The organism is Stenotrophomonas sp. WZN-1, from assembly GCF_002192255.1.
Classification (GTDB): domain Bacteria; phylum Pseudomonadota; class Gammaproteobacteria; order Xanthomonadales; family Xanthomonadaceae; genus Stenotrophomonas.
The window spans coordinates 94,752-115,316 of the sequence record NZ_CP021768.1 but is presented as its reverse complement, the minus strand read 5'-3'; the positions used below and the strand labels follow the sequence as shown (position 1 = coordinate 115,316).

Annotated in this window: 16 protein-coding genes; 9 read left to right on the top strand and 7 right to left on the bottom strand. The window is 66.4% G+C overall.

What is annotated here, in order from left to right; genetic code table 11:
• Positions 1 to 16 precede the first annotated feature (16 nt).
• The 5 genes from CCR98_RS00480 to CCR98_RS00460 are packed head-to-tail and all read right to left on the bottom strand — an operon-like array spanning position 17 to position 4,273.
• Positions 17 to 451 (bottom strand): hotdog fold thioesterase, encoded by a 435-nt coding sequence (locus CCR98_RS00480; RefSeq protein WP_075675718.1) that lies wholly within the window; start codon positions 449 to 451, stop codon positions 17 to 19.
• A gap of 10 nt (positions 452 to 461) precedes the next feature.
• Positions 462 to 2,510 (bottom strand): phospholipase D family protein, encoded by a 2,049-nt coding sequence (locus tag CCR98_RS00475; RefSeq protein ID WP_087921105.1) that lies wholly within the window; start codon positions 2,508 to 2,510, stop codon positions 462 to 464.
• Complete coding sequence (locus tag CCR98_RS00470) at positions 2,507 to 3,124, bottom strand: YceI family protein (protein ID WP_087921104.1); 618 nt, start codon at positions 3,122 to 3,124, stop codon at positions 2,507 to 2,509. The genes CCR98_RS00475 and CCR98_RS00470 overlap by 4 nt, the downstream gene beginning before the upstream one ends.
• Before the next feature lie 4 nt (positions 3,125 to 3,128).
• Entirely contained in the window at positions 3,129 to 3,605 is a 477-nt protein-coding gene (locus tag CCR98_RS00465; protein WP_087921103.1) for a histidine phosphatase family protein, read from the bottom strand.
• A 38-nt stretch (positions 3,606 to 3,643) separates the two neighbouring features.
• A complete protein-coding gene (locus CCR98_RS00460; RefSeq protein ID WP_010487235.1) occupies positions 3,644 to 4,273 on the bottom strand; it encodes a ParA family protein in 630 nt (209 codons plus the stop codon).
• A 123-nt stretch (positions 4,274 to 4,396) separates the two neighbouring features.
• Between CCR98_RS00460 and CCR98_RS00455 the strand changes: the two genes are divergently transcribed.
• Positions 4,397 to 5,881 carry an AAA family ATPase gene (locus CCR98_RS00455; RefSeq protein WP_005420987.1) on the top strand — a complete coding sequence of 495 codons (1,485 nt, stop codon included), beginning with the start codon at positions 4,397 to 4,399 and terminating at the stop codon, positions 5,879 to 5,881.
• A 618-nt stretch (positions 5,882 to 6,499) separates the two neighbouring features.
• On the opposite strand, the gene CCR98_RS00450 is transcribed toward CCR98_RS00455, so the two are convergent.
• Positions 6,500 to 7,135 (bottom strand): tetratricopeptide repeat protein, encoded by a 636-nt coding sequence (locus CCR98_RS00450; protein WP_087921102.1) that lies wholly within the window; start codon positions 7,133 to 7,135, stop codon positions 6,500 to 6,502.
• A gap of 169 nt (positions 7,136 to 7,304) precedes the next feature.
• On the opposite strand from CCR98_RS00450, the gene CCR98_RS00445 reads away from it, so the two are divergent.
• From CCR98_RS00445 to CCR98_RS00435, 3 genes are all read left to right on the top strand, one after another.
• The gene (locus tag CCR98_RS00445; RefSeq protein ID WP_087921101.1) at positions 7,305 to 10,991 is read left to right on the top strand and encodes an indolepyruvate ferredoxin oxidoreductase family protein; all 3,687 of its coding nucleotides are present in this window, start codon (positions 7,305 to 7,307) and stop codon (positions 10,989 to 10,991) included.
• Positions 10,992 to 11,276: 285 nt separating this feature from the next.
• On the top strand, positions 11,277 to 11,531 hold the full coding sequence (locus CCR98_RS00440; protein ID WP_232463064.1) for a helix-turn-helix domain-containing protein: 255 nt from the start codon (positions 11,277 to 11,279) through the stop codon (positions 11,529 to 11,531).
• A 2-nt stretch (positions 11,532 to 11,533) separates the two neighbouring features.
• Entirely contained in the window at positions 11,534 to 12,859 is a 1,326-nt protein-coding gene (locus tag CCR98_RS00435; RefSeq protein WP_087921100.1) for a type II toxin-antitoxin system HipA family toxin, read from the top strand.
• Here CCR98_RS00435 and CCR98_RS00430 read toward each other — a convergent pair whose 3' ends face one another.
• A complete protein-coding gene (locus CCR98_RS00430; RefSeq protein ID WP_087921099.1) occupies positions 12,860 to 13,474 on the bottom strand; it encodes a DUF938 domain-containing protein in 615 nt (204 codons plus the stop codon).
• A 731-nt stretch (positions 13,475 to 14,205) separates the two neighbouring features.
• On the opposite strand from CCR98_RS00430, the gene CCR98_RS00425 reads away from it, so the two are divergent.
• The 5 genes from CCR98_RS00425 to CCR98_RS00405 are packed head-to-tail and all read left to right on the top strand — an operon-like array spanning position 14,206 to position 20,565.
• A complete protein-coding gene (locus CCR98_RS00425; protein ID WP_198361046.1) occupies positions 14,206 to 15,837 on the top strand; it encodes a TldD/PmbA family protein in 1,632 nt (543 codons plus the stop codon).
• 30 nt (positions 15,838 to 15,867) lie between these two features.
• The gene (locus CCR98_RS00420) at positions 15,868 to 17,502 is read left to right on the top strand and encodes a TldD/PmbA family protein (RefSeq protein ID WP_087921098.1); all 1,635 of its coding nucleotides are present in this window, start codon (positions 15,868 to 15,870) and stop codon (positions 17,500 to 17,502) included.
• Between the two features lie 21 nt (positions 17,503 to 17,523).
• A complete protein-coding gene (locus CCR98_RS00415; RefSeq protein WP_087921097.1) occupies positions 17,524 to 18,858 on the top strand; it encodes a TldD/PmbA family protein in 1,335 nt (444 codons plus the stop codon).
• Positions 18,858 to 19,565, top strand: a complete 708-nt coding sequence (locus CCR98_RS00410; protein ID WP_014035491.1) for a DUF4159 domain-containing protein — start codon at positions 18,858 to 18,860, stop codon at positions 19,563 to 19,565. Before CCR98_RS00415 ends, CCR98_RS00410 begins: the two co-directional genes overlap by 1 nt.
• Before the next feature lie 16 nt (positions 19,566 to 19,581).
• A complete protein-coding gene (locus CCR98_RS00405; RefSeq protein ID WP_087921096.1) occupies positions 19,582 to 20,565 on the top strand; it encodes a MoxR family ATPase in 984 nt (327 codons plus the stop codon).

Sequence of the window (20,565 nt, the reverse complement as noted above, 5' to 3'; positions counted from 1 at the left end):
GCCGTCCGTCCGGGGCTCAGCCGTGGCCGGCCGCCACCACCGCCAGGGTCAGCCGCGAGATGCACACCAGCCGGCCCTGCTCGTCCTCGATGCGGATCTCCCACAGCTGGGTGCTGCGGCCCACGTGCAGCGCGCGGGCGGTGCCGGTCACCGTGCCCGAACGCACCGCACGCACGTGGTTGGCGTTGATTTCCAGGCCCACGCAGATCTGCTTTGCCGTATCCACGCACAGGTTGCCGGCGCTGCTGCCCAGGGTCTCGGCCAGCACCACCGACGCGCCGCCATGCAGGATGCCGTAGGGCTGGCGGGTGCGCTCGTCCACCGGCATGGTGGCCTGCAGCCAGTCGTCACCGGCCGCGCTGAAGACGATGCCCAGCGACTCGATCGCGGTGTTGCGGCTGAGCGTGTTGAGCTGCTCGAGGGAAACGGCTTCGCGGAACACCTGGGTCATGCGGGCACCTTCAGAGGATGGGAACGAGGCCAGCGCCGAATGCGGTCAGCATGCGTACCAGCAGCCACTTCGGGCCGACATTGACCTCGGGGAAGTCGCCCACGGCGACATAGCAGCGGTGGAAGCCCGGGTCCTGCCGTGGCAGCGGCTGCGGGCAGTCCGGGCCAGGCTTGAACTCGTAGTCGGTGGCATAGCGCCACGGCCAGAAGTCGAGGATCGGCAATGCTTCGGAGGCTTTGCCGACGCTGTAGTTGAGCCCGGACAGCACCGGCGGCTTGGCCCGCGGCGCCACCGTCCACGAGTTCTGCGGATGGGTGTCGCGCAGGATGCTCTCGGCCAGCTGCTCGGCGAAGGCCGGGTCGTCGATGATCACCGCGCCTTCGGTGTTGTAGTTCTCGCTGCGCGGATCGAAGTTGTGGGTACCGACCACGCCGATACGGCGATCGACCACCAGCGACTTGGCGTGCAGGCCCATGCGCGCGCCCTTGCGGGTGACCGGCAACGGCTTGTTGACCGCCTTGCTGCCCAGGAACGAAGGCCGGGTCTCGGTGCGCAGCAGGCGCGTTTCGACCTCGCTGCCGGCCGCGCGGCGGCGCTCGCGCGCGTTCTGGTAGGCGCTGCCGGTGCGCGGATTCACCGGGCCCTGCTTGCCGGTGGGTGCCGGCGGCTCATCGCGGCCGTCGCCGGCATTGCTGCCGGCAGCGCTGCCGCCGATCAGCGGGTTACGCCCGCTGTCATCATCGCCTTCGGGCGCGGCGATCGGGTCGGGCAGCAGGTTGCGGTAATCGACCGGTGCATCCAGCGGGAACGGCTTGTATTCGAAGATGTTGAAGCCCAGTTCGCGCATGTTGCGCCGCTTGTACTTGTACGACAGCGCATAGACGATCGGGTTGTCGGTAGCCGCCAGGCTGTTGCTGGACACCACCACGCGCGGCGGCTGCGGGCGCTTGCGCAGCTCGCGGAACAGCTTCTGCGCCGGCTTGGACAGCACCAGGTATGGCGTCTGCAGGATCACTTCCTTCTGCGCGCCGGCGATCAGTGCATCCAGCTGCGGCTCGGTCACGTGCTGTCCGGCCAGCGGCGCATCGGCCTTCTCGCGCCGGTGCTTGCGCGGCAGGTCGGCGACATAGCGCACCGAGGCCACCGGCAACGCGGTATCGACGAAGGAACGGCTGACGAAGTCCATGTCGTTGGCTTCGGCACTGACCCGCTGCACCCGTTCGGGGCGGCGGAAGCTGGCCGGCGGCAGGGTCGGCACGCCCTCGCGCAGCAGGGTGCGGCCGACATCGTTCAGGCGCTCGGCCGGCACGCTGCGCCTGGCGCGCCAGAAGGCATCGAAGTTGGCCGCCATCGCCCGCGCCTCCGGGCCGGCGATCATCACGTCGCGGTCGCGGAAGTTGTACTCGCGATCCCAGTCGTAATAGTCGTCCTGGTAGTTGCGGCCACCGACCACGCCGATCGCATCGTCGATCACCAGCAGCTTGTTGTGCATGCGCTGGTTGAAGCGGCGGAAGCAGCACAGCACGCTGCCGGCGTAGTCGAAGTAGTTCAGCCTGGCCTTGCCGAAGGTCGGATTGTAGACCCGCAGCTGGAAGTTCTGGTGCGCGCCGGACAGCGCGCCGAGGATCTGCAGGTCGGAGATCGCCGAGAGCTGGTCGATCAGCACCCGCACCTTCACCCCGCGCCGCGAGGCGGCCAGCAGCTCGTCGATGACCAGCCGGGCGCTGTCGTCCTTGTCGAAGATGTAGGTCTGCAGGTCGATGCTGCGGGTGGCGCTGCGCAGCAGGTTCAGGCGCGCCACCAGGGCGCCCTCGCCCTCGTCGAGCAGGGTGGCGTAGTGGCGCGGCTGTTCCGGGGTGGATTCGGTGAACGCCCGCCCGGCCAGCGCACGCAGCGGCGAGTCCTGCGCGCAGCGGTCGGCGCGCTGGCAGTCGACGTCGGTCGAGCGCGCCTGCACGGCGATCGCTTCGGCACGGTCACGCTCGGCATGCGAGAGCGATGCACAACCGCTGCCCAGCAACACGGTTGCCAGCGCCAGTACACGCAGCAGGAGGTTCACGGTTTCGGCGCCTCGCTCAGGCGCGCACGCAATACGAAAGTCACTCGGTCACTCAAGGCAAGCTGCCAGCTGTCCATTCCATACCGGCCTCGCTGCACGGTACCGCGGCTGACGACGTCGCAATCATAGCCGGGTCGGGCGCACTCCGCTTTCTCGACCCGCAGCGACTCGGGATGGCTGACGCCGCGCAGGGTCAGCCGGCCATTGATGTCGCCGCCCTGTTCCACGGTCTCCGGCCAGTACGGCAGCGAGTCGAACTCGACCACCGGATGGCGCCCGGCATCGAAGAACTCCTCGCCACGCATCCAGCCGGTATAGCGCGGCTTGCCGGGGATCTCCACCGAACGGGTGAACATCTTCAGGTGCACCTGGTGGCGACCATCGGACAGGATCTCGATGCGCCCCTCGAAGTGCGGGAACACGCCTTCGATGCGCTGGCCGAAGCGGGTGCGCACCTCGAAGCCGATCCGCGAGCGCTGGGTATCCAGGCGCAATACCCGTGGCGCTTCGGCGGACACGGGCGGCAACGGGGTCGGTGGGGGCGCCGCGGCCCAGGCCGGGCCGAGCGCCAGCAACGCGGGCAGCAGGAAGCGGCTGCGCCGCGCCAGGCTCATCGGATCACGGCCACCAGAACGCGTTCAGGCTGGCCACGCCCGGTTCGATCAAGGACTCGCGCGGGAAACCGAGGACAGCCACGCCGCCCGGCGGCATGCCGCGATAGTCACTGCTGGTGCCGTCGGTCATCAGGGCCACCAGCTGCTCCAGCCCCGGGTTGTGGCCGACGATCAACACCCGGTCCAGGTCACGGCGCTCGTCCACCAGCGCCGCCAGGGTGCCCGGGGTGGCTTCGTAGATACGGTCTTCCAGGCGCTTTTCGACATAGCCGATGGCCGTCATCACCGCTTCCAGGGTCTCGCGGGTGCGTCGCGACGGCGAGCACAGCACGCAGTCGGGCAACAGGTTGTTTTCCTTCAACCACTTGCCGGCGGCTTCGGCCTCGGCGAGCCCTACCGGCGACAGCGGCCGGTCGAGGTCGGCCTGGCCGGAAACGGCGGGTTCGGCATGGGCATGGCGCAGCAGGATCAATTCACGCATCGCGGTTTTCCATGAAAAGAGGGTGGAGACGTGCAGCGTTACAGCTTCAACCAGGACAGCAGCGGCTCCCAGTCGGCCTGGTGCTCGCGCACCTGCGCCGAGCGGTAGTCGAACAGGCTGCGGCCCAGGCCGGTCATGACCACGTAGCTCTGGCTGTCACGCAGCTGCGCGACCACCGGGTACGGCCACTCGCCCAGCATCTGCAGCGCCTGCTGCGAGGTCTGGGTCCAGGGTTTGGTGCGGTTGAGGACCAGCCCCACCGGCAGCTTGCGGCTGTGCACGCGCGGGTTCTGGGCCAGGCTGTTGAGGAAGCCGACAATGGCTTCGATATCCAGCGCCGAGGGCAGCACCGGCACCACCACGGCATCGGCTGCGTCCAGGAAATGGGGGATATCGTCGGCCAGCGCACCGGCTGGTGCATCGATGATGACGGTATCGGTACCGTCGGGCAGCTTCTGCGCCCACTGCTTCTTCCGATACACATCGATGGGGAGCACCGCGCTTTCCAGCCCGGCACGCCGTTGCGCCCAGCGGGTGCTGGAACCCTGCGGGTCGGCATCGGCGATCACCGTGGCCTTGCCCTGCAATGCCGCGTACGCGGCCAGGTGGGTGGCGACGGTGGTCTTGCCCACCCCGCCCTTGGAACCGGCCACCAGGATCGTCTTCATGCCAGCCTCGCTTCCGGGTACGTGCCCCGAGCGTACACCGGCGGTGGTGACGGGAGGTAGCGCCGTGCTGAACCAGTGGCCATCGCCTTTGCTATCGTGGCGCCCCCGAAGGATCGAACCGGCATGAGCGAACTGCAGGACCTGAGCGCACTGATCCGCGCCAACACCCCCCTGATCGTGATCGAGACCCAGGATGAGGGTCGCATCGTCGAGCTGTTCCGGCAGACGCTGATGCACGTGTGGCGGGCCCTGCACCGCTGGTCCATCACCGAGGGCCTGCGTCGCATCGACCTGGACCGCGAGGATCCGCCGGTCGGCCCGCCCGATGCCAGCGCCGCGCTGCAGATGATCCGCCAGGCCGACCAGCGTGGCGTCTACCTGCTGCTCGATTTCCACCCCTACCTGGGCTACGCCAGCCACCAGCGCGCGCTGCGCGACCTGATCCAGCGCCGCCACAGCGAGCCGCACGTGCTGGTGCTGATCGGCGCCAAGGTCGAGCTGCCAGCCGAGCTGGAAGCACTGGCGGTGCGCTTCAACCCGCGCCTGCCCGATGCCAACGCCCTGCTGAAGATGCTGCGCGAGGAGGCCGACGCCTATGCGCGCGAACACGGCGGCCGCCGCGTCGAGGTCGACAGCGAGGCAGTGAAGAAGATCCTGAAGAACCTGCAGGGCCTGAGCCTGGTCGATGCCCGCCGCATCGCCCGCCAGCTGATCTACGCCGACGGCGCGCTGCGCGACGACGACCTGCCGCAGCTGGCACGGCTGAAGTTCGAGCTGCTCAACCGCAGCGGCCACCTGTTCTTCGAGCATGACAGTGCGCGCTTCGGCGACGTGGCCGGTGCCAACCGGCTCAAGCGCTGGATCAGCCAGCGCCGGGTGGCGTTCATCGCCGGCTCGGCACCGGCCGGCCTGGACCCGCCGCGCGGCATGCTGCTGCTGGGCGTGCAGGGCTGCGGCAAATCGATGCTGGCCAAGGCCACCGCCGCCGGCTTCGGCGTACCGCTGCTGCGCCTGGACGTGGGCGCGCTGTACAACAAGTACCACGGCGAGACCGAGGCCAACCTGCGCCAGGCGCTGGCCTCGGCCGAGCAGCTGGCGCCCTGCGTGTTGTGGATGGACGAGATCGAGAAGGGCCTGGCCAGCGGTGGCGAGGACGGTGGCGTATCGCGCCGCGTGCTCGGCTACCTGCTGACCTGGATGGCCGAGCGCAAGGCGCCGGTCTTCATCGTCGCCACGGCCAACCAGGTGCACGAGCTGCCCGCCGAACTGCTGCGCAAGGGCCGCTTCGACGAGATCTTCTTCGTCGACCTGCCCACCCCGGAGGTACGCGTGGAACTGCTGCGGCTGCACCTGGGGCGACGCCAGCTCAATGGCGACGACTTCGCGCTGCCGGCGCTGGCGGCGGCGGCGAATGGTTTTTCCGGCGCCGAGATCGAGCAGGCGATCGTGGCCGGGCTGTATGCGGCACACGCCGAAGGCCGGCCGCTGGATACCGAGCTGCTGATGAACGAGATCCGTGCGACGCGGCCGCTGTCGGTGCTGATGGCCGAGCAGGTGGAGGCACTGCGGGCATGGGCGTCGGGGCGCACGGTGTCCGCGGACGATTGAGGGGTTTCCAGCGAACGGCGCAGCCCCTCGTGGCTGTTGGTTGGCCGCGAACATCAGACGCCGCGCTTGGCCGGGCGGGGTGGATTCGCAGGGGACGCCGTGAACCCGTCCATGGGGGCTTGGCCGCGGCATCCATGCCGCGGACACCCCCGCGAACCCACCCCGCCCGGCCTCTGACAATTTCCGAGTGCGTCCGCCACGGAAAAGAAAGAAGAAAAGCAGAAGCAAAAGCAAAAGCGCTTGGCTGGCCGCTCTTTGTAGAGCCGAGCCCACGCTCGACTGCGCTTCGCTCAGATATCGAAAAATCGATTCCGATGCAGATTCATCCACGCATGGCGTGGATCTACCGTGTCGAGCAAGGTCGACACCTACCAACAGCAGCGTCGAACCGTCAGAAGTGGGGCGGTGTGGGTTGGCAGGACCGTTGGCGCCATGGATGGCGCCATCGAGCCCCCAGGGACGGGTTTACGGCGTGTCCTGCCAACCCACACCGCCCCGCCATCCCGCGGATTGCCCGCTGTTGCTGTTGCTTCGGCTGTTGCTTCGGCTGTTGCTTCGGCTGTTGCTTCGGCTGTTGCCTCTGCGGGTGCCGGGTGCAACCCGGCCGAACCCCTTCCCTCAGGGCCAGGCCGGCGGGGCGGCCGCCCAGGCCTGCTGCACTTCCGCCAGCGAGGCCCGCTCGTCGTCACGCCACAACGGCAACAATTCCGCATAACGGCTGCTGTCGCTCCATTGCGTCGGCTCGGTACGCACCGCTGCGGCATACCACTGCACCGCCTCCTGCTTCTGCCCGGCCCGCCACAACGCCAGCGCATAGGTGGGTGGCAACCAGCCCGGCTTGCTCAGCGAACCGCCGGCGGCGGCCTGCCATTGCTCCAGCGCTGCCTCGGGCTGGCCCTGACGCAGCAGGTCCCAGCCGTAGTTCCAGCGCACGCCACGGCCCAGGCTGCCCTGCACCGGCGCATCCTTCAGCGCTTCGCGATACAGCTGTTCGCCCAGTTCGGTGCGGCCCTGGGCAATGGCCACCGACGCCAGCTGCACGGTGGCCTCCACGGTACGCCGGCCGCGCTCGCGCTGCTTGAGCAGCTGCGCCACCAGCGCATCCCCGTCGGACTGGACCACGATCATGGGCACGGCGGCCGCATCGCTGTCGAAGTAGAACTCCTGTGGTGCCGGCACCGCCGGCGCGGCCCACACCGGGGCCGTTCCCGAGACCAGCAACATGCTGCCCAGGATCTTTCCTGCAACTGACATCCCTTCTCCCCAGGCCGCAACCGCAGCCTCCCTCTCTCTCCCTGATCCTAACCGCAGCATGGCCGCCCGCGCGAGTGCCGGGGCGGAAGGGCCCCACTGCTACAATTCGCGCCTTTCCCGCCGCGTGCCCGCACGCGGCCGGTGCCAGCCGATCCTGACCGGGCCAGCCATGACCAGTACCGCGCAACTCACTTCGCCCTCTTCCGCCGACCTGATCGACCGTGACTACACGCTCGACCACAAGTACACCCGCAACGAGGGGCGGATCTACCTGAGTGGCGTGCAGGCGCTGGTGAAACTGCCGTTGATGCAGCGGCTGCGCGACGCGCACGAAGGCATCGACAGCGCCGGCTTCGTCAGTGGCTACCGTGGCAGCCCGCTGGGCGGCTTCGATCTGGAACTGTGGCGCGCGCGCAAGCACCTGGACGCGGCCAAGGTGAAGTTCACCCCCGGCCTGAACGAGGACCTGGGCGCCACCATGGTGTGGGGCACCCAGCAGACCAACCTGTTCCCCGGCGCCAACGTGCAGGGCGTGTTCGGCATGTGGTACGGCAAGGGCCCGGGCGTGGACCGCTGCGGCGACGTGTTCAAGCACGCCAATGCCGCCGGCACCTCGCGCTACGGCGGCGTGCTGGCGCTGGCCGCCGATGACCACGCCTGCCGCAGTTCAACCCTGCCGCATGGCAGCGAGGACGAGTTCGTCAGCGCGATGATGCCGGTGCTGAATCCGGCCGGCGTGCAGGACATCCTCGACATGGGCCTGCTGGGCTGGGCAATGAGCCGCTATACCGGCCGCTGGGTCGGCTTCAAGACCATCGCCGAGACGGTGGAATCGTCGGCCTCGGTCGAGGTCGACCCGATGGCGCGCCGCATCGTGCTGCCGGAAGACTTCGAAATGCCCTCGGGCGGCCTCAACATCCGCTGGCCGGACCCGCCGCTGGACCAGGAAATGCGCCTGCACCGCTATGCGGTGAAGGCCGCACAGGCATTCGCCCGCGCCAACGGCATCGACAAGGTGGTGATGGACGCGCCGCGCGCGCGGCTGGGCATCGTCACCACCGGCAAGAGCTACCTGGACGTGCTGCAGGCGCTGGAATACCTGGGCCTGGATGAAGCGGCGTGCGCCGACATCGGCATCCGCGTGTACAAGGTCGGCATGACCTGGCCGCTGGAGCCGCAGGGCATCGCGCGCTTCGCGCAGGGCCTGGAAGACATCATCGTGGTGGAGGAGAAGCGTGCCTTCATCGAGCGCCAGATGAAGGAACAGTTCTTCAACTGGCCGGCCAGCTGGGGCCAGCGTCCGTCGATCGTCGGCAAGTACGACGAGAGCGGCGAGTGGATCCTGCCGTCCACCGGCGAACTGACCCCGGCCACCATTGCCGGTGTGATCGGCCGCCGCATCCAGAAGTTCTTCAACAACGAATCGATCGAGCAGCGCCTGCAGTGGATGCAGGAGAAGGAAGCCGAGCTTGCGTTGCCGCGCGCCAGCTTCCCGCGCGTGCCGCACTACTGCTCCGGCTGCCCGCACAACACCTCCACCAACGTGCCGGAGGGCTCGCGTGCGCTGGCTGGCATCGGTTGCCATTACATGGTGACCTGGATGGACCGCAGCACCGACACCTTCACCCACATGGGCGGCGAAGGCGTGACCTGGGCCGGGCAGGCGCCGTTCACCGATACCCCGCACGTGTTCCAGAACCTCGGCGACGGCACCTACTTCCACAGCGGTTCGCTGGCGATCCGCCAGGCAGTCGCGGCCGGTGTCAACATCACCTACAAGATCCTCTACAACGATGCGGTGGCGATGACCGGCGGCCAGCCGGTGGACGGCCCGCTGAGCGTGCCGGATATCGCAAAGCAGATGCGTGCCGAGGGCATCCACACCATCGTGGTGCTGTCGGACAACATCAGCAAGTGGACCGGCCAGCGCGAGCACTTCCCCAGCGATGTCGAGTTCCATGACCGCAGCGAACTGGATGCGGTGCAGAAGCGCCTGCGCGAGGTGAAGGGTGTTTCGATCCTGATCTACGAACAGACCTGTGCCACCGAGAAGCGCCGCCGCCGCAAGCGCGGCAAGCTGGAAGATCCGCAGAAGCGCGTGCTGATCAACTCACTGGTCTGCGAAGGCTGCGGCGACTGCGGCAAGAAGAGCTTCTGCGTGTCGGTGCTGCCGAAGGAAACCGAGTTCGGGCGCAAGCGCGAGATCGACCAGTCCAACTGCAACAAGGACTACTCCTGCGTGAACGGCTTCTGCCCGAGCTTCGTCACCGTGCACGGTGGACAGCCGCGCAAGGGCAGCAAGCGCGATGCGTCCACGCTGCTGGACAACCTGCCGGCACCGACCCTCCGCGGCACCCTGGAGCAGCCCTGGAACATCCTGATCACCGGCGTCGGCGGTACCGGCGTGGTGACCATCGGTGCGCTGCTGGGCATGGCCGGCCACCTGGAAGGCAAGGGCGCGACCGTGCTCGACCAGACCGGCCTGGCACAGAAGGGCGGCGCGGTGACCACCCACATCCGCATTGCCCGTCGTCCCGAAGACATCCACGCCGTGCGCATCGCCGCCGGCGAGGCCGACCTGGTGCTGGGCTGCGACATGGTGGTGGTCAACGATTACTGGGCGCTGTCGAAGGTGCGCGCCGGCCGTTCGCAGGTGGTACTGAACACCTATGAAGCGATGCCCGGCACCTTCACCACCCGCCCGGACATGCAGTTCCCCGCCGCCGACATCGTGGCCGGTGTGCGCGTGGCACTGGGCGGCCAGGAACCGCTGCTGCTGGATGCCACCCAGCTGGCCACCGCGCTGCTGGGCGATGCGATCGCCGCCAACCTGTTCATCCTCGGCTACGCCTGGCAGCAGGGCCTGGTGCCGCTGTCGTTCGATTCACTGATGCGCGCCATCGAGCTCAACGGCGCCGCCGTGGCGATGAACCAGCAGGCCTTCGCCTGGGGCCGCCTGGCCGTGGTCGACCCGCAGGCCGTGCAGCAGGCCGCCGGCCTGGTGCGCAACCGCCATACCGATACCGAATCCACCCCGGGCCCGCTGCATCCGCTGCCGCCGGGCGAGTGGGAGGGCAACGAATGGGGCGCCACTGCGGCGCCGCGCAACACCGGCGACGAACGCGAACTGCGTGGCCTGCCTTCGCACGGTGGCGATGTTGCGTTCCTGCCGTTGGACGACGCCCGCCTGTCGCGCTCGCTGGATGAAATGATCGAGCGCCGCGCCGCCTTCCTGGTCGAGTACCAGGACGCTGCCTACGCCAACCGCTACCGCAGCCTGGTCGAGCGCGTGCGCGCCGCCGAAGCCGACCGCATCGGCGGTTCCACCGCGCTGACCGAGACCGTGGCCCGTTACCTGTTCAAGCTGATGGCGTACAAGGACGAGTACGAAGTGGCCCGCCTGTATACCAGCGGCGACTTCCAGCGCCGCCTGCAGCAGCAGTTCGAGGGCGATTACCAGCTGCGCTTCCACCTGGCGCCGCCGCTGTTCGCCAGGAAGGACGAGCAGGGCCGGCTGCTGAAGAAGGAATACGGCCCGTGGATGTTCAAGGCCTTCGGCCTGCTGGCCAGGCTGAAGTTCCTGCGTGGCGGCCGCTTCGACGCGTTCGGGCGCACCGCGGAACGCCGCATGGAGCGCAAGCTGATCGGCGATTACGAGGCCACCGTGCAGGTGCTGCTGGACGGCCTGGATGACGACCGCCTGGCGCTGGCGGTGGAAATCGCCAGCGTACCCGAGCACATCCGCGGCTTCGGCCACGTCAAGGAAGCGCATGTCGAGCAGGCCAAGGCGCGCGAAGCCGCCCTGCTGGCGCAGTGGCGCAACCCGAAGGCGCTGCATATCGTGCAGGTGGCTTGAGAAAGGACACAAGAAGTGGGAGTGCAACTTATAAGTTGCATTTCAAATAAGAAACCTATAGATTGCATTTCAGATAGGAAACCTATAGGTTGCATTTTAAATAAGAAACCTATGGGTTGCATTTTAAGTAAGAAACCTATAGGTTGCCTTACAAAAAAAGCAACCTATGGGTTGCTATCGTCGAGCGCAGGGTAACTGACTCGTTTGCAGCGGAAGGGCTTGTATCGGGGCGCATACCATCCGCGCTCGCCCAACCAGCGGATCGCCGATGAAGGAGAAAGCTCTGTGGCCGTCAAGTTTGTTGTCCGAACTCCCCAACAGTTGGGCTCCCTCATGAAAGCGTTTCGCAAGCAGGCGGGCCTGACGCAAACAGAACTTGGCAAACAACTTGGTATCAGCCGCCAAGCAGTGACAGCTCTCGAGCACGAACCAGAAACAGCTTCGTTTGGGCGCCTGATGAAGGTGTGGGCGGTACTAGGGATCGAGGTGACTCTACAACAGGGGGCGGAGCGCTCGAACACTCAAGATATGGAATGGTAGCGATGAGTGAGCTAACGATCTGGATGAATGGTGTAGAGGTAGCGAAATGGCAGCAGAACTGGAACAGCTCTCCGCGCCTTACCTATACCCAGAACTGGCTTGAGTCTGGTTCGCCACGCCCTCTTTCCCTCTCACTCCCATTGCTGCCACTTGGTGAAAGTCACCGTGGACAGAAAGTTGTCGACTACTTCGACAACCTTCTTCCTGACAATAGCGAGATCAGAAGCAGGCTACGTGATCGCTTTTCAACCCGCTCAGCGGGAACCTTTGACCTTCTTGAGGCCATCGGTCGGGATTGCGTTGGCGCAGTGCAGCTGCTACCCGATGCAGCCACACCCAACGATCTGCAGAGCATCCAATTCCAACCATTGGATGAGGGCGAAGTTGCGGCCATCCTGCGAGGAGTTACTGCACCCGCCCTGCCAGGATCAAGACACCATCCGAGTGACGAGTTTCGAATCTCTATCGCCGGTGCGCAGGAGAAGACAGGGCTACTTCTGCACGAGGGTCAGTGGTGCATTCCAATCGGCAGCACGCCCTCTACTCATATCTTCAAGTTGCCCCTAGGCCTGGTCGGTAACATGAGGGCAGACATGCACCAGTCAGTCGAGAACGAGTGGCTGTGCATGCATCTGCTTTCCGCCTGCGGAATTCCCGTTGCAGAGACGCAGATGGGACGTTTCCAGGACCAACGCGCGCTCATTGTCGAGCGATTCGACCGCCGTCTTTCTGCGGACCGCCGATGGTGGCTGCGGCTGCCGCAGGAAGACATGTGCCAGGTCTTTGGTCTGCCCGCTGCCAAGAAATATGAATCCGATGGTGGCCCAGGGATCGTGGCCATCATGGATCTGCTTCGACAATCCGAGCATTCCGAGGATCGCGCGACCTTCTTCAAGACGCAGATTCTTTTCTGGATGTTGGCTGCAACCGATGGCCATGCCAAGAACTTCAGCGTTCACATTGAAGCTGGCGGCCGCTTCAGATTGACTCCTATCTATGACGTGATTTCGGTCTACCCCATTCTCGGCCGCGGCCCCGGCCAACTGGAGCCTCGTGATGCGAAGCTCGCAATGAGTATCAATGGACGGAATCGACACCGCAGGCTGCTGGACATTCGACGACGGCATTGGAACGAAACAGCTCGCGCCTGCGGTGTAAGCGATGGCGCAGAACCATGGATCGAGACACTGCTGGAGACCGTAGAACCTGCCATCGAACAGGTCACGCGTCAGCTCCCGGATGATTTCCCTTCCAACGTGTCCGGACCTATTTTCCAGGGACTGCGTGATGCGGCGGCACGCCTTTCCAGCATGGCACCGGACGCCTGATCACCCCAGCCGCCACAGCAGCAACCGGTTGTTGGCCGGCATGGCCAGATCCCCCAGGCGGGTAAACCCGCTGTCGGCGGCCAGCGCCTGCACCGCTTCGCTATCGCGGATGCCGCTGCGCGGATCGCGCGCCGTCAGCCAGGCATCGAACTGCGCGTTGCTGTCGCTGGTGTAGCGGCCACCGTAGTTGAACGGGCCGTACACCGCCAGCAGCGCACCATGCCGCAGCACCGGTGGCAGCGCGGCGAACAGCGCCTGCACGTGCTCCCAGCTCATGATGTGCAGTGTGTTGGCACTGAATGCGGCGTCGAACATGCTGCCTTCCGGCAGGCTCAGGCCGGTCGCTGGCGGCAGCTCCACCTGCAGTGCCATCGGCGGCAGCAGGTTCAGCAGCGCCGCCTCGGCGCGCCAGGCCTCGATGCCCGGAAGATGGTCCGGATGGTCGCTGGGCTGCCAGCGCAACCACGGCCAACGCTCGGCGAAGAAGGCCGCGTGCTGGCCGGTACCGCTGCCGATTTCCAGCAGCCGATGGCGGTCGCCCATCCACGGGTCGAGTGCGGCGGCGATCGGTTCGCGGTTGCGCTCGCAGGCTTCTGAATACGGCTTGCTCGACATCAGGGCGGCGTCCAGGCGGGGTCGGCCCCATTGTGCACGAGGGGGTGTTGCTCGGCAGGGCTGCGCCCTGCACCCGCAGGAGCCGGAGCAACGGCAACAACCAAAGCAACAGCAACAGCGGGCTTCCTGGGGATGGCGGGATGGATCCGGTTGCGGTAGACGCCGTGAATCCGTCCATGGACGCTCGGTCGCGCCATCCATGGCGCTCACGCCCCCGCAACCGGACCCACCCCGCCTTCGACAGTTTTCTGCGGTCTGTTGGAACGGCTCTTGGGGTCAGATCCGTTTTCCGTAGGAAAACGGATCTGACCCCGGATTCATTTCGATATCTGACAGATGTGCCGACCAAGGTCGACACCTACCAACAGCCGCGGAGATCTGTCAGAGGTGGGGCGGTGTCGGATTGCGGGGTGTCCGCGGCATGGATGCCGCGGCCAAGCCCCCATGGACGGGTTCACGGCGTCCCCGCAATCCGACACCGCCCCGCCAACCCACGGAATGCCGCTCTGGCTCTGGCTCTGGCTCTGGCTTTGGCTCTGGCTTTGGCTCTGGCTCTGGCTTTGGCCGTTGCCGTTGCATTGAGCTGGTGCAGGGCTGCAAGCCCTGCCGAAACCCTCCCCAACCATGACTGCAGTCACTTGCCCGGACGCGCTGCGCTGGCGAAAGTCGAGTGGTTGACGTGATCGGCTCGGCCTGTTGCCGGCCGCACGCAAGCGAGAGAGAGAAACGCTGTGCAACGACGTGAGTTCCTGGCTTTTTCCGGTCTGGGCCTGGCGGGCCTGCTGCTGCCGCATTCCCGTGCCATCGCCGCCGAGCAACTGCTCGCCCCGGTCGACACCCTCCAGCGCAGGCGCCTGGCGGACGTGGCGCTGGCCACTGCACGCACGGCCAAGGCCAGCTACTGCGATGTGCGCATCGGCCGCTACCTCAACCAGTCGGTCATCACCCGCGAGCACCAGGTCGGCAATGTGACCAACCGCGAATCGTCCGGCGTGGGCGTGCGGGTGATCGTCAACGGTGCCTGGGGCTTCGCTGCTACCCATCAGCAGACCGAGGCCGCCGTGCGCGCGGCGGTCGAGCAGGCCGCGGCAATCGCGCGCGCCAACGCCAGCATCCAGACCCGGCCGGTGCAGCTGGCGCCGACGCCCTCGGTGGGTGAGGTGCGCTGGCAGACCCCGCTCCGCAGGAACGCGATGGCGGTGCCGATCCAGGACAAGGTCGAGCTGCTGCTGGCGCTCAACGCCGCCGCGCTGAATGCGGGTGCCGACTACATCAATTCCACTCTGTTCCTGGTCAACGAACAGAAGTACTTCGCGTCCAGCGATGGCTCGTTCATCGACCAGGACATCCATCGCATCTGGCTGCCGTTCACCGCCACCGCCATCGACAAGGCCAGCGGCAGGTTCCGCACCCGCGCCGGCCTGTCGTCGCCGATGGGCATGGGCTATGAGTTCCTTGATGGCGATGCGCGCGGCAAGGTGCACCTGCCCGCTGGCATCACCGCCTACCGCGATTCCTACGACCCGGTCGAGGACGCGATTGCGGCCGCCCGCCACGCGCGCGAGAAACTGAAGGCGCCGTCGGTGAAGCCGGGCAAGTACGACCTGGTGTTGGACCCGTCCAACCTGTTCCTGACCATCCACGAGAACGTCGGCCACCCGCTGGAACTGGACCGCGTGCTCGGCTACGAAGCCAACTACGCCGGCACCAGCTTCGCCACGCTGGACAAGCGCGATGCGGGTTTCCGCTGGGGCAGCGACATCGTCACCTTCTTCGCCGACAAGACCCAGCCCGGCAGCCTCGGTGCGGTCGGCTACGACGACGAAGGCGTGAAGACCCAGCGCTGGGACCTGGTGCGCGACGGCATCCTGGTCGACTACCAGGCCACCCGTGATGAAGCCCACATCCTCGGCCGCGATGCCTCGCATGGCTGCAGTTATGCCGATTCCTGGTCCAGCGTGCAGTTCCAGCGCATGGCCAATGTCTCGCTGGCGCCGGGCAAGCAGCCGCTCAGCGTCGAGGACATGATCAAGGACGTGGAGAACGGCATCTACATCCACGGTCGCGGTTCGTATTCGATCGACCAGCAGCGCTACAACGCGCAGTTCGGCGGCCAGCTGTACTACCAGATCAAGGACGGCAAGATCGCCGGCATGGTCGAGGATGCGGCCTACCAGATCCGCACGCCGGAATTCTGGAATGCCTGCACCGCCATCTGCGATGAACGCGACTTCCGCCTGGGCGGTTCGTTCTTCGACGGCAAGGGCCAGCCCGGCCAGGTCTCGGCGGTATCGCACGGATCGTCCACCACCCGCTTCAACGGCATCAACATCATCAACACCGCGCGCAGTCTCGGCGCTTAAGCCACCCATCCTTCGACATGGAGAGCAGCCTTGCAAAGACGTGACTTCCTGGCCCTGACCGGGCTTACCGCGGGCGGGCTGATCGTGCCCTCCTTCTTCGGCAAGGTGATCGCCGCTGAACAGCTGCAGTCCAGCCTCGACCCGGCGCTGAAGAAGCGCCTGGCCGACGCCGCCCTGCAGGCTGCGCGCAGCGCCGGTGCCACCTACTGCGACGTGCGCATCGGCCGCTACCTGCGGCAGTTCGTGATCACCCGCGAGGACAAGGTGCAGAACGTGGTGAACACCGAGTCCACCGGCGTGGGCATCCGCGTGATCGTCAACGGTGCCTGGGGCTTCGCCGCCACCAATGCGCTGGGCACCGCCGACGTCGCCAAGGCCGCGCAGCAGGCCGCGGCGATCGCCAAGGCCAATGCCGGCGTGCAGACCGCCCCCGTGCAGCTGGCCAAGGCGCCGGGCGTGGGTGAAGTGAGCTGGCGCACGCCGATCCGCAAGAATGCGATGGAAGTGCCGATCAAGGACAAGGTCGGCCTGCTGCTGGACGTCAACGCCGCCGCGATGGGTGCCGGTGCCAGCTTCGTCAATTCGATGCTGTTCCTGGTCAACGAGCAGAAGTACTTCGCCTCCACCGATGGTTCCTACATCGACCAGGACGTGCACCGCATCTGGGCACCGATGACGGTCACCGCCATCGACAAGACCAGCGGCAAGTTCCGCACCCGCTCGGGCCTGTCCTCGCCGATGGGCCTGGGCTACGAGTACCTCGATGGTGCCGCCGCCGGCAAGGTGGTCAGCCCCAACGGCGTAGTCAACTACAGCTCGTCCTACGACATGAAGGAAGACGCCATCGCCGCCGCCAAGCAGGCGCAGGAAAAGCTGAAGGCACCGTCGGTGAAGCCGGGCAAGTACGACCTGGTGCTCGATCCGTCGCACACCTGGCTGACGATCCACGAATCGATCGGCCACCCGCTGGAACTGGACCGCGTGCTCGGCTACGAAGCCAACTACGCCGGCACCAGCTTCGCCACCCTGGACAAGCGCGAACAGCATTTCCAGTACGGCAGCGAGCTGGTCAACATCTTCGCCGACAAGACCCAGCCGGGCAGCCTCGGTGCGGTGGCGTACGACGATGAAGGCGTGAAGTGCAAGCGCTGGGACCTGATCAGCAATGGCAAGCTGGTGGACTACCAGACCATCCGCGACCAGGCCCACATCCTCGGCAAGACCGAGTCCGACGGCTGCTGCTATGCCGACTCGTGGTCCAGCGTGCAGTTCCAGCGCATGGCCAACGTGTCGATGGCACCGGGCAAGAAGCCGCTGAGCGTGCCGGACCTGATCAAGGACGTGGAGAACGGCATCTACATCATCGGTGATGGTTCGTTCTCGATCGACCAGCAGCGCTACAACGCGCAGTTCGGCGGCCAGCTGTTCTACGAGATCAAGAACGGCCAGATCACCCGCATGCTGGAAGACGTGGCCTACCAGATCCGCACGCCGGAGTTCTGGAACGCCTGCACCGCCGTGGCCGACGAGCGCGACTACCGCCTGGGCGGTTCGTTCTTCGACGGCAAGGGCCAGCCCGGCCAGGTCTCGGCGGTCTCGCACGGTTCGTCGACCGCGCGCTTCAACGGCATCAATGTCATCAACACCGCACGCAGCCTCGGCTGACCGGTCAGGAGCCCTTACACCATGAGTATCTTCACCGAAGCCCAGGCCAAGGCCATCCTCGACAAGGTCATCGCCCTGTCCAAGGCCGACGAGTGCACCGCCGTGCTGGCCGGCGCGATCAGCGGCAACATCCGTTTCGCACTGAACAATGTCTCCACCAGCGGCATCGTCGACAACACCGAGCTGGCGGTCACCGTCGCCTTCGGCAAGCGCGTCGGCACGGCCTCGATCAACGAGTTCGACGATGCCGCGCTGGAACGCGTGGTGCGCCGTGCCGAAGACCTGGCCCGCCTGGCCCCGGAGAACCCGGAGTTCATGCCGGCCATCGGCAAGCAGAGCTACCGTGCCAGCCCGACCTTCAGCGAATCCACCGCTGCGATCGATCCGGCGTTCCGTGCCAAGGTCGCCGCCGATTCGATCGCCCCGTGCCGTGGCCACGGCCTGATCGCCGCCGGCTTCCTCGAGGACGGCCAGGGTTTCCAGGCCACCGCCAACAGCAACGGCAACTTCGCCTACCAGCGCACCACCAACTTCGATTACACCTGCACCGTGCGCACCGAAGATGGCCGCGGTTCGGGCTGGGTCGGCCGCAACCTGAAGGATGCCGCCGACTTCAAGGCCGACCAGGACATCCGCATCGCCATGCGCAAGGCCACCGAATCGGCCGAAGCCAAGGCGCTGGAACCGGGCAAGTACACGGTGATTCTGGAACCGGCTGCGGCCGCGGGCCTGATCAGCTTCATGATGAACTTCTTCAGCGCACGCTCGGCCGATGAAGGCCGCAGCTTCCTGTCGAAGAAGGGTGGTGGCAACAAGCTGGGCGAGCAGGTCTACGATCCGCGCGTGACCATGATCGCCGACCCCTGGCACCCGGACGCACCGGTGCTGCCGTGGGACAACGAAGGCATGCCGCGCGAGCGCATGGCCATCATCGAGAACGGCAAGATCGCCAACCTGGACTACTCGCGCTTCTGGGCACAGAAGCAGGGCAAGACCGCCAAGGCCTCGCCAGGCAACCTGCTGATGAGCGGTGGCGACAAGAGCACCGCCGAGCTGGTGCGTGGCACCCAGAAGGGCATCCTGGTCACGCGTACCTGGTACATCCGCATGGTCGATCCGCAGACCGTGCTGCTGACCGGCCTCACCCGCGACGGCACCTTCTACATCGAGAACGGCCAGATCAAGCACCCGGTGAAGAACTTCCGCTTCAACGAGTCGCCGGTGATCATGCTCAACAACATCGAAGAGCTGGGCAAGCCGGTGCGCGTGGCCGGTGATGAATCCAGCTACGTGATGATGATCCCGCCGATGAAGCTGCGCGATTTCACCTTCACCTCGCTGTCCGACGCCGTCTGATGGATCGCCGGGCCTGCCTGCGCTGGTTGGCCGCTGCCGCTTCGGCGGCGGCGCTGCCAGCCTGGGCGCAGTCAGGCCCGCGCAGTTCGCGCTACGACTTCTGGTTCACCCGGCTGCAATACGACTCCGGTGACTGGGACGTGGACGCGCGCATGCCGTCCAACCTGATCACCTCATTGATCGACTACACCTCGCTGCGCGTGGACCCGCAGGAACACGTGGTGGCGCTGGCCGACCCGCGCATGCTGGAAGCACCGTTCTGCTACCTGGCCGGGCACACACTGGTGGAGTTCAACGCCGCCGAACGGCAGAACTTCGTGCGCTACGTGCGCAATGGCGGCTTCGTCTTCGTCGACGACTGCAACCATGACATCGACGGCCTGTTCGCCACCTCGTTCGAGGCGCAGATGGGCCGCCTGTTCGGCCCGAAGGCATTGCAGAAGCTGCCCAACAGCCACGCGCTGTACCGCAGTTTCTTCCGCTTCCCGGATGGCCCACCCGCCACCAGCTTCGAACTCAACGGCTGGGGCGACGACCTGGTGCACGACTACCTGAAGGGCATCGAGGTCGATGGCCGCCTCGGCCTGCTGTACAGCAACAAGGACTACGGCTGCGAGTGGGACTACGACTGGCGCAACAAGCGTTTCCTGGCCGAAGACAACACCCGCTTCGGCGTCAACATCGTGATGTACGCGTTGAACAATTGATAGGACCTGCACGCTCATGACTTCCCCCGACCTCGACTCCCTGTTGCCGCGCCTGGATGCGCTGCGCGCCGCGCTTGCACGCGCCGTGGTGGGCCAGCACACCGTGGTCGAGCAGCTGCTGATCGGCCTGCTGGCCGGCGGCCATTGCCTGCTGGAAGGCGCGCCCGGGCTCGGCAAGACCCTGCTGGTGCGCTCGCTCGGGCAGGCACTGGAGCTGCAGTTCCGGCGCGTGCAGTTCACCCCCGACCTGATGCCCAGCGACATCCTCGGCACCGAGCTGCTGGAGGAGGACCACGGCACCGGCCATCGCCATTTCCGCTTCCAGCAGGGCCCGATCTTCACCCACCTGTTGCTGGCCGACGAACTCAACCGCACCCCGCCCAAGACCCAGGCCGCGCTGCTGGAAGCGATGCAGGAGCGCACGGTCAGCTATGCCGGCACCACCTACGCATTGCCCGCGCCGTTCTTCGTGCTGGCCACGCAGAACCCGATCGAGCAGGCCGGTACCTACCCGCTGCCGGAAGCACAGCTGGACCGCTTCCTGCTGCACGTGCTGGTGGATTACCCCAGCGAGGACGAGGAACGGCAGATCCTGGAACAGACCACCGGCGGTGCCACCGACGTGGTACCGAAGGTGATGGATGCCGAAGCGGTGATCGCCCTGCAGGCCGCGGTGCGCCAGGTGCATGTCAGCCCTGATGTGCTGGCCTGGATCACCCGCCTGGTGCGCGCCAGCCGTCCCGGCGAAGGCGCATCGGCGGCGATCAACCAGTGGGTGAAGTGGGGCGCCGGCCCGCGCGCCGGGCAGTCGCTGGTGCTGGCGGCGAAGGCACGTGCATTGTTGCAGGGCCGCTTTGCCGCCACCCGCGAGGATGTGCAGGCACTGGCCGCGCCGGTGATGCGTCATCGCCTGCTGCTGTCGTTCGCCGCCGAGGCCGAGCAGAAGCGTGCCGACGACGTGGTCGCCGCCCTGCTGCAGGCCGTGCCGTTCCCGGGTTGA

Bases quoted from the DNA above. Each gene is read 5' to 3' on its own strand.
- CCR98_RS00480 (WP_075675718.1), bottom strand. From the start codon at position 451: ATGACCCAGGTGTTCCGCGAAGCCGTTTCCCTCGAGCAGCTCAACACG.
- CCR98_RS00470 (WP_087921104.1), bottom strand. From the start codon at position 3,124: ATGAGCCTGGCGCGGCGCAGCCGCTTCCTGCTGCCCGCGTTGCTGGCG.
- CCR98_RS00465 (WP_087921103.1), bottom strand. From the start codon at position 3,605: ATGCGTGAATTGATCCTGCTGCGCCATGCCCATGCCGAACCCGCCGTT.
- CCR98_RS00460 (WP_010487235.1), bottom strand. From the start codon at position 4,273: ATGAAGACGATCCTGGTGGCCGGTTCCAAGGGCGGGGTGGGCAAGACC.
- CCR98_RS00455 (WP_005420987.1), top strand. From the start codon at position 4,397: ATGAGCGAACTGCAGGACCTGAGCGCACTGATCCGCGCCAACACCCCC.
- CCR98_RS00450 (WP_087921102.1), bottom strand. From the start codon at position 7,135: ATGTCAGTTGCAGGAAAGATCCTGGGCAGCATGTTGCTGGTCTCGGGA.
- CCR98_RS00445 (WP_087921101.1), top strand. From the start codon at position 7,305: ATGACCAGTACCGCGCAACTCACTTCGCCCTCTTCCGCCGACCTGATC.
- CCR98_RS00435 (WP_087921100.1), top strand. From the start codon at position 11,534: ATGAGTGAGCTAACGATCTGGATGAATGGTGTAGAGGTAGCGAAATGG.
- CCR98_RS00430 (WP_087921099.1), bottom strand. From the start codon at position 13,474: ATGTCGAGCAAGCCGTATTCAGAAGCCTGCGAGCGCAACCGCGAACCG.
- CCR98_RS00415 (WP_087921097.1), top strand. From the start codon at position 17,524: ATGAGTATCTTCACCGAAGCCCAGGCCAAGGCCATCCTCGACAAGGTC.
- CCR98_RS00410 (WP_014035491.1), top strand. From the start codon at position 18,858: ATGGATCGCCGGGCCTGCCTGCGCTGGTTGGCCGCTGCCGCTTCGGCG.
- CCR98_RS00405 (WP_087921096.1), top strand. From the start codon at position 19,582: ATGACTTCCCCCGACCTCGACTCCCTGTTGCCGCGCCTGGATGCGCTG.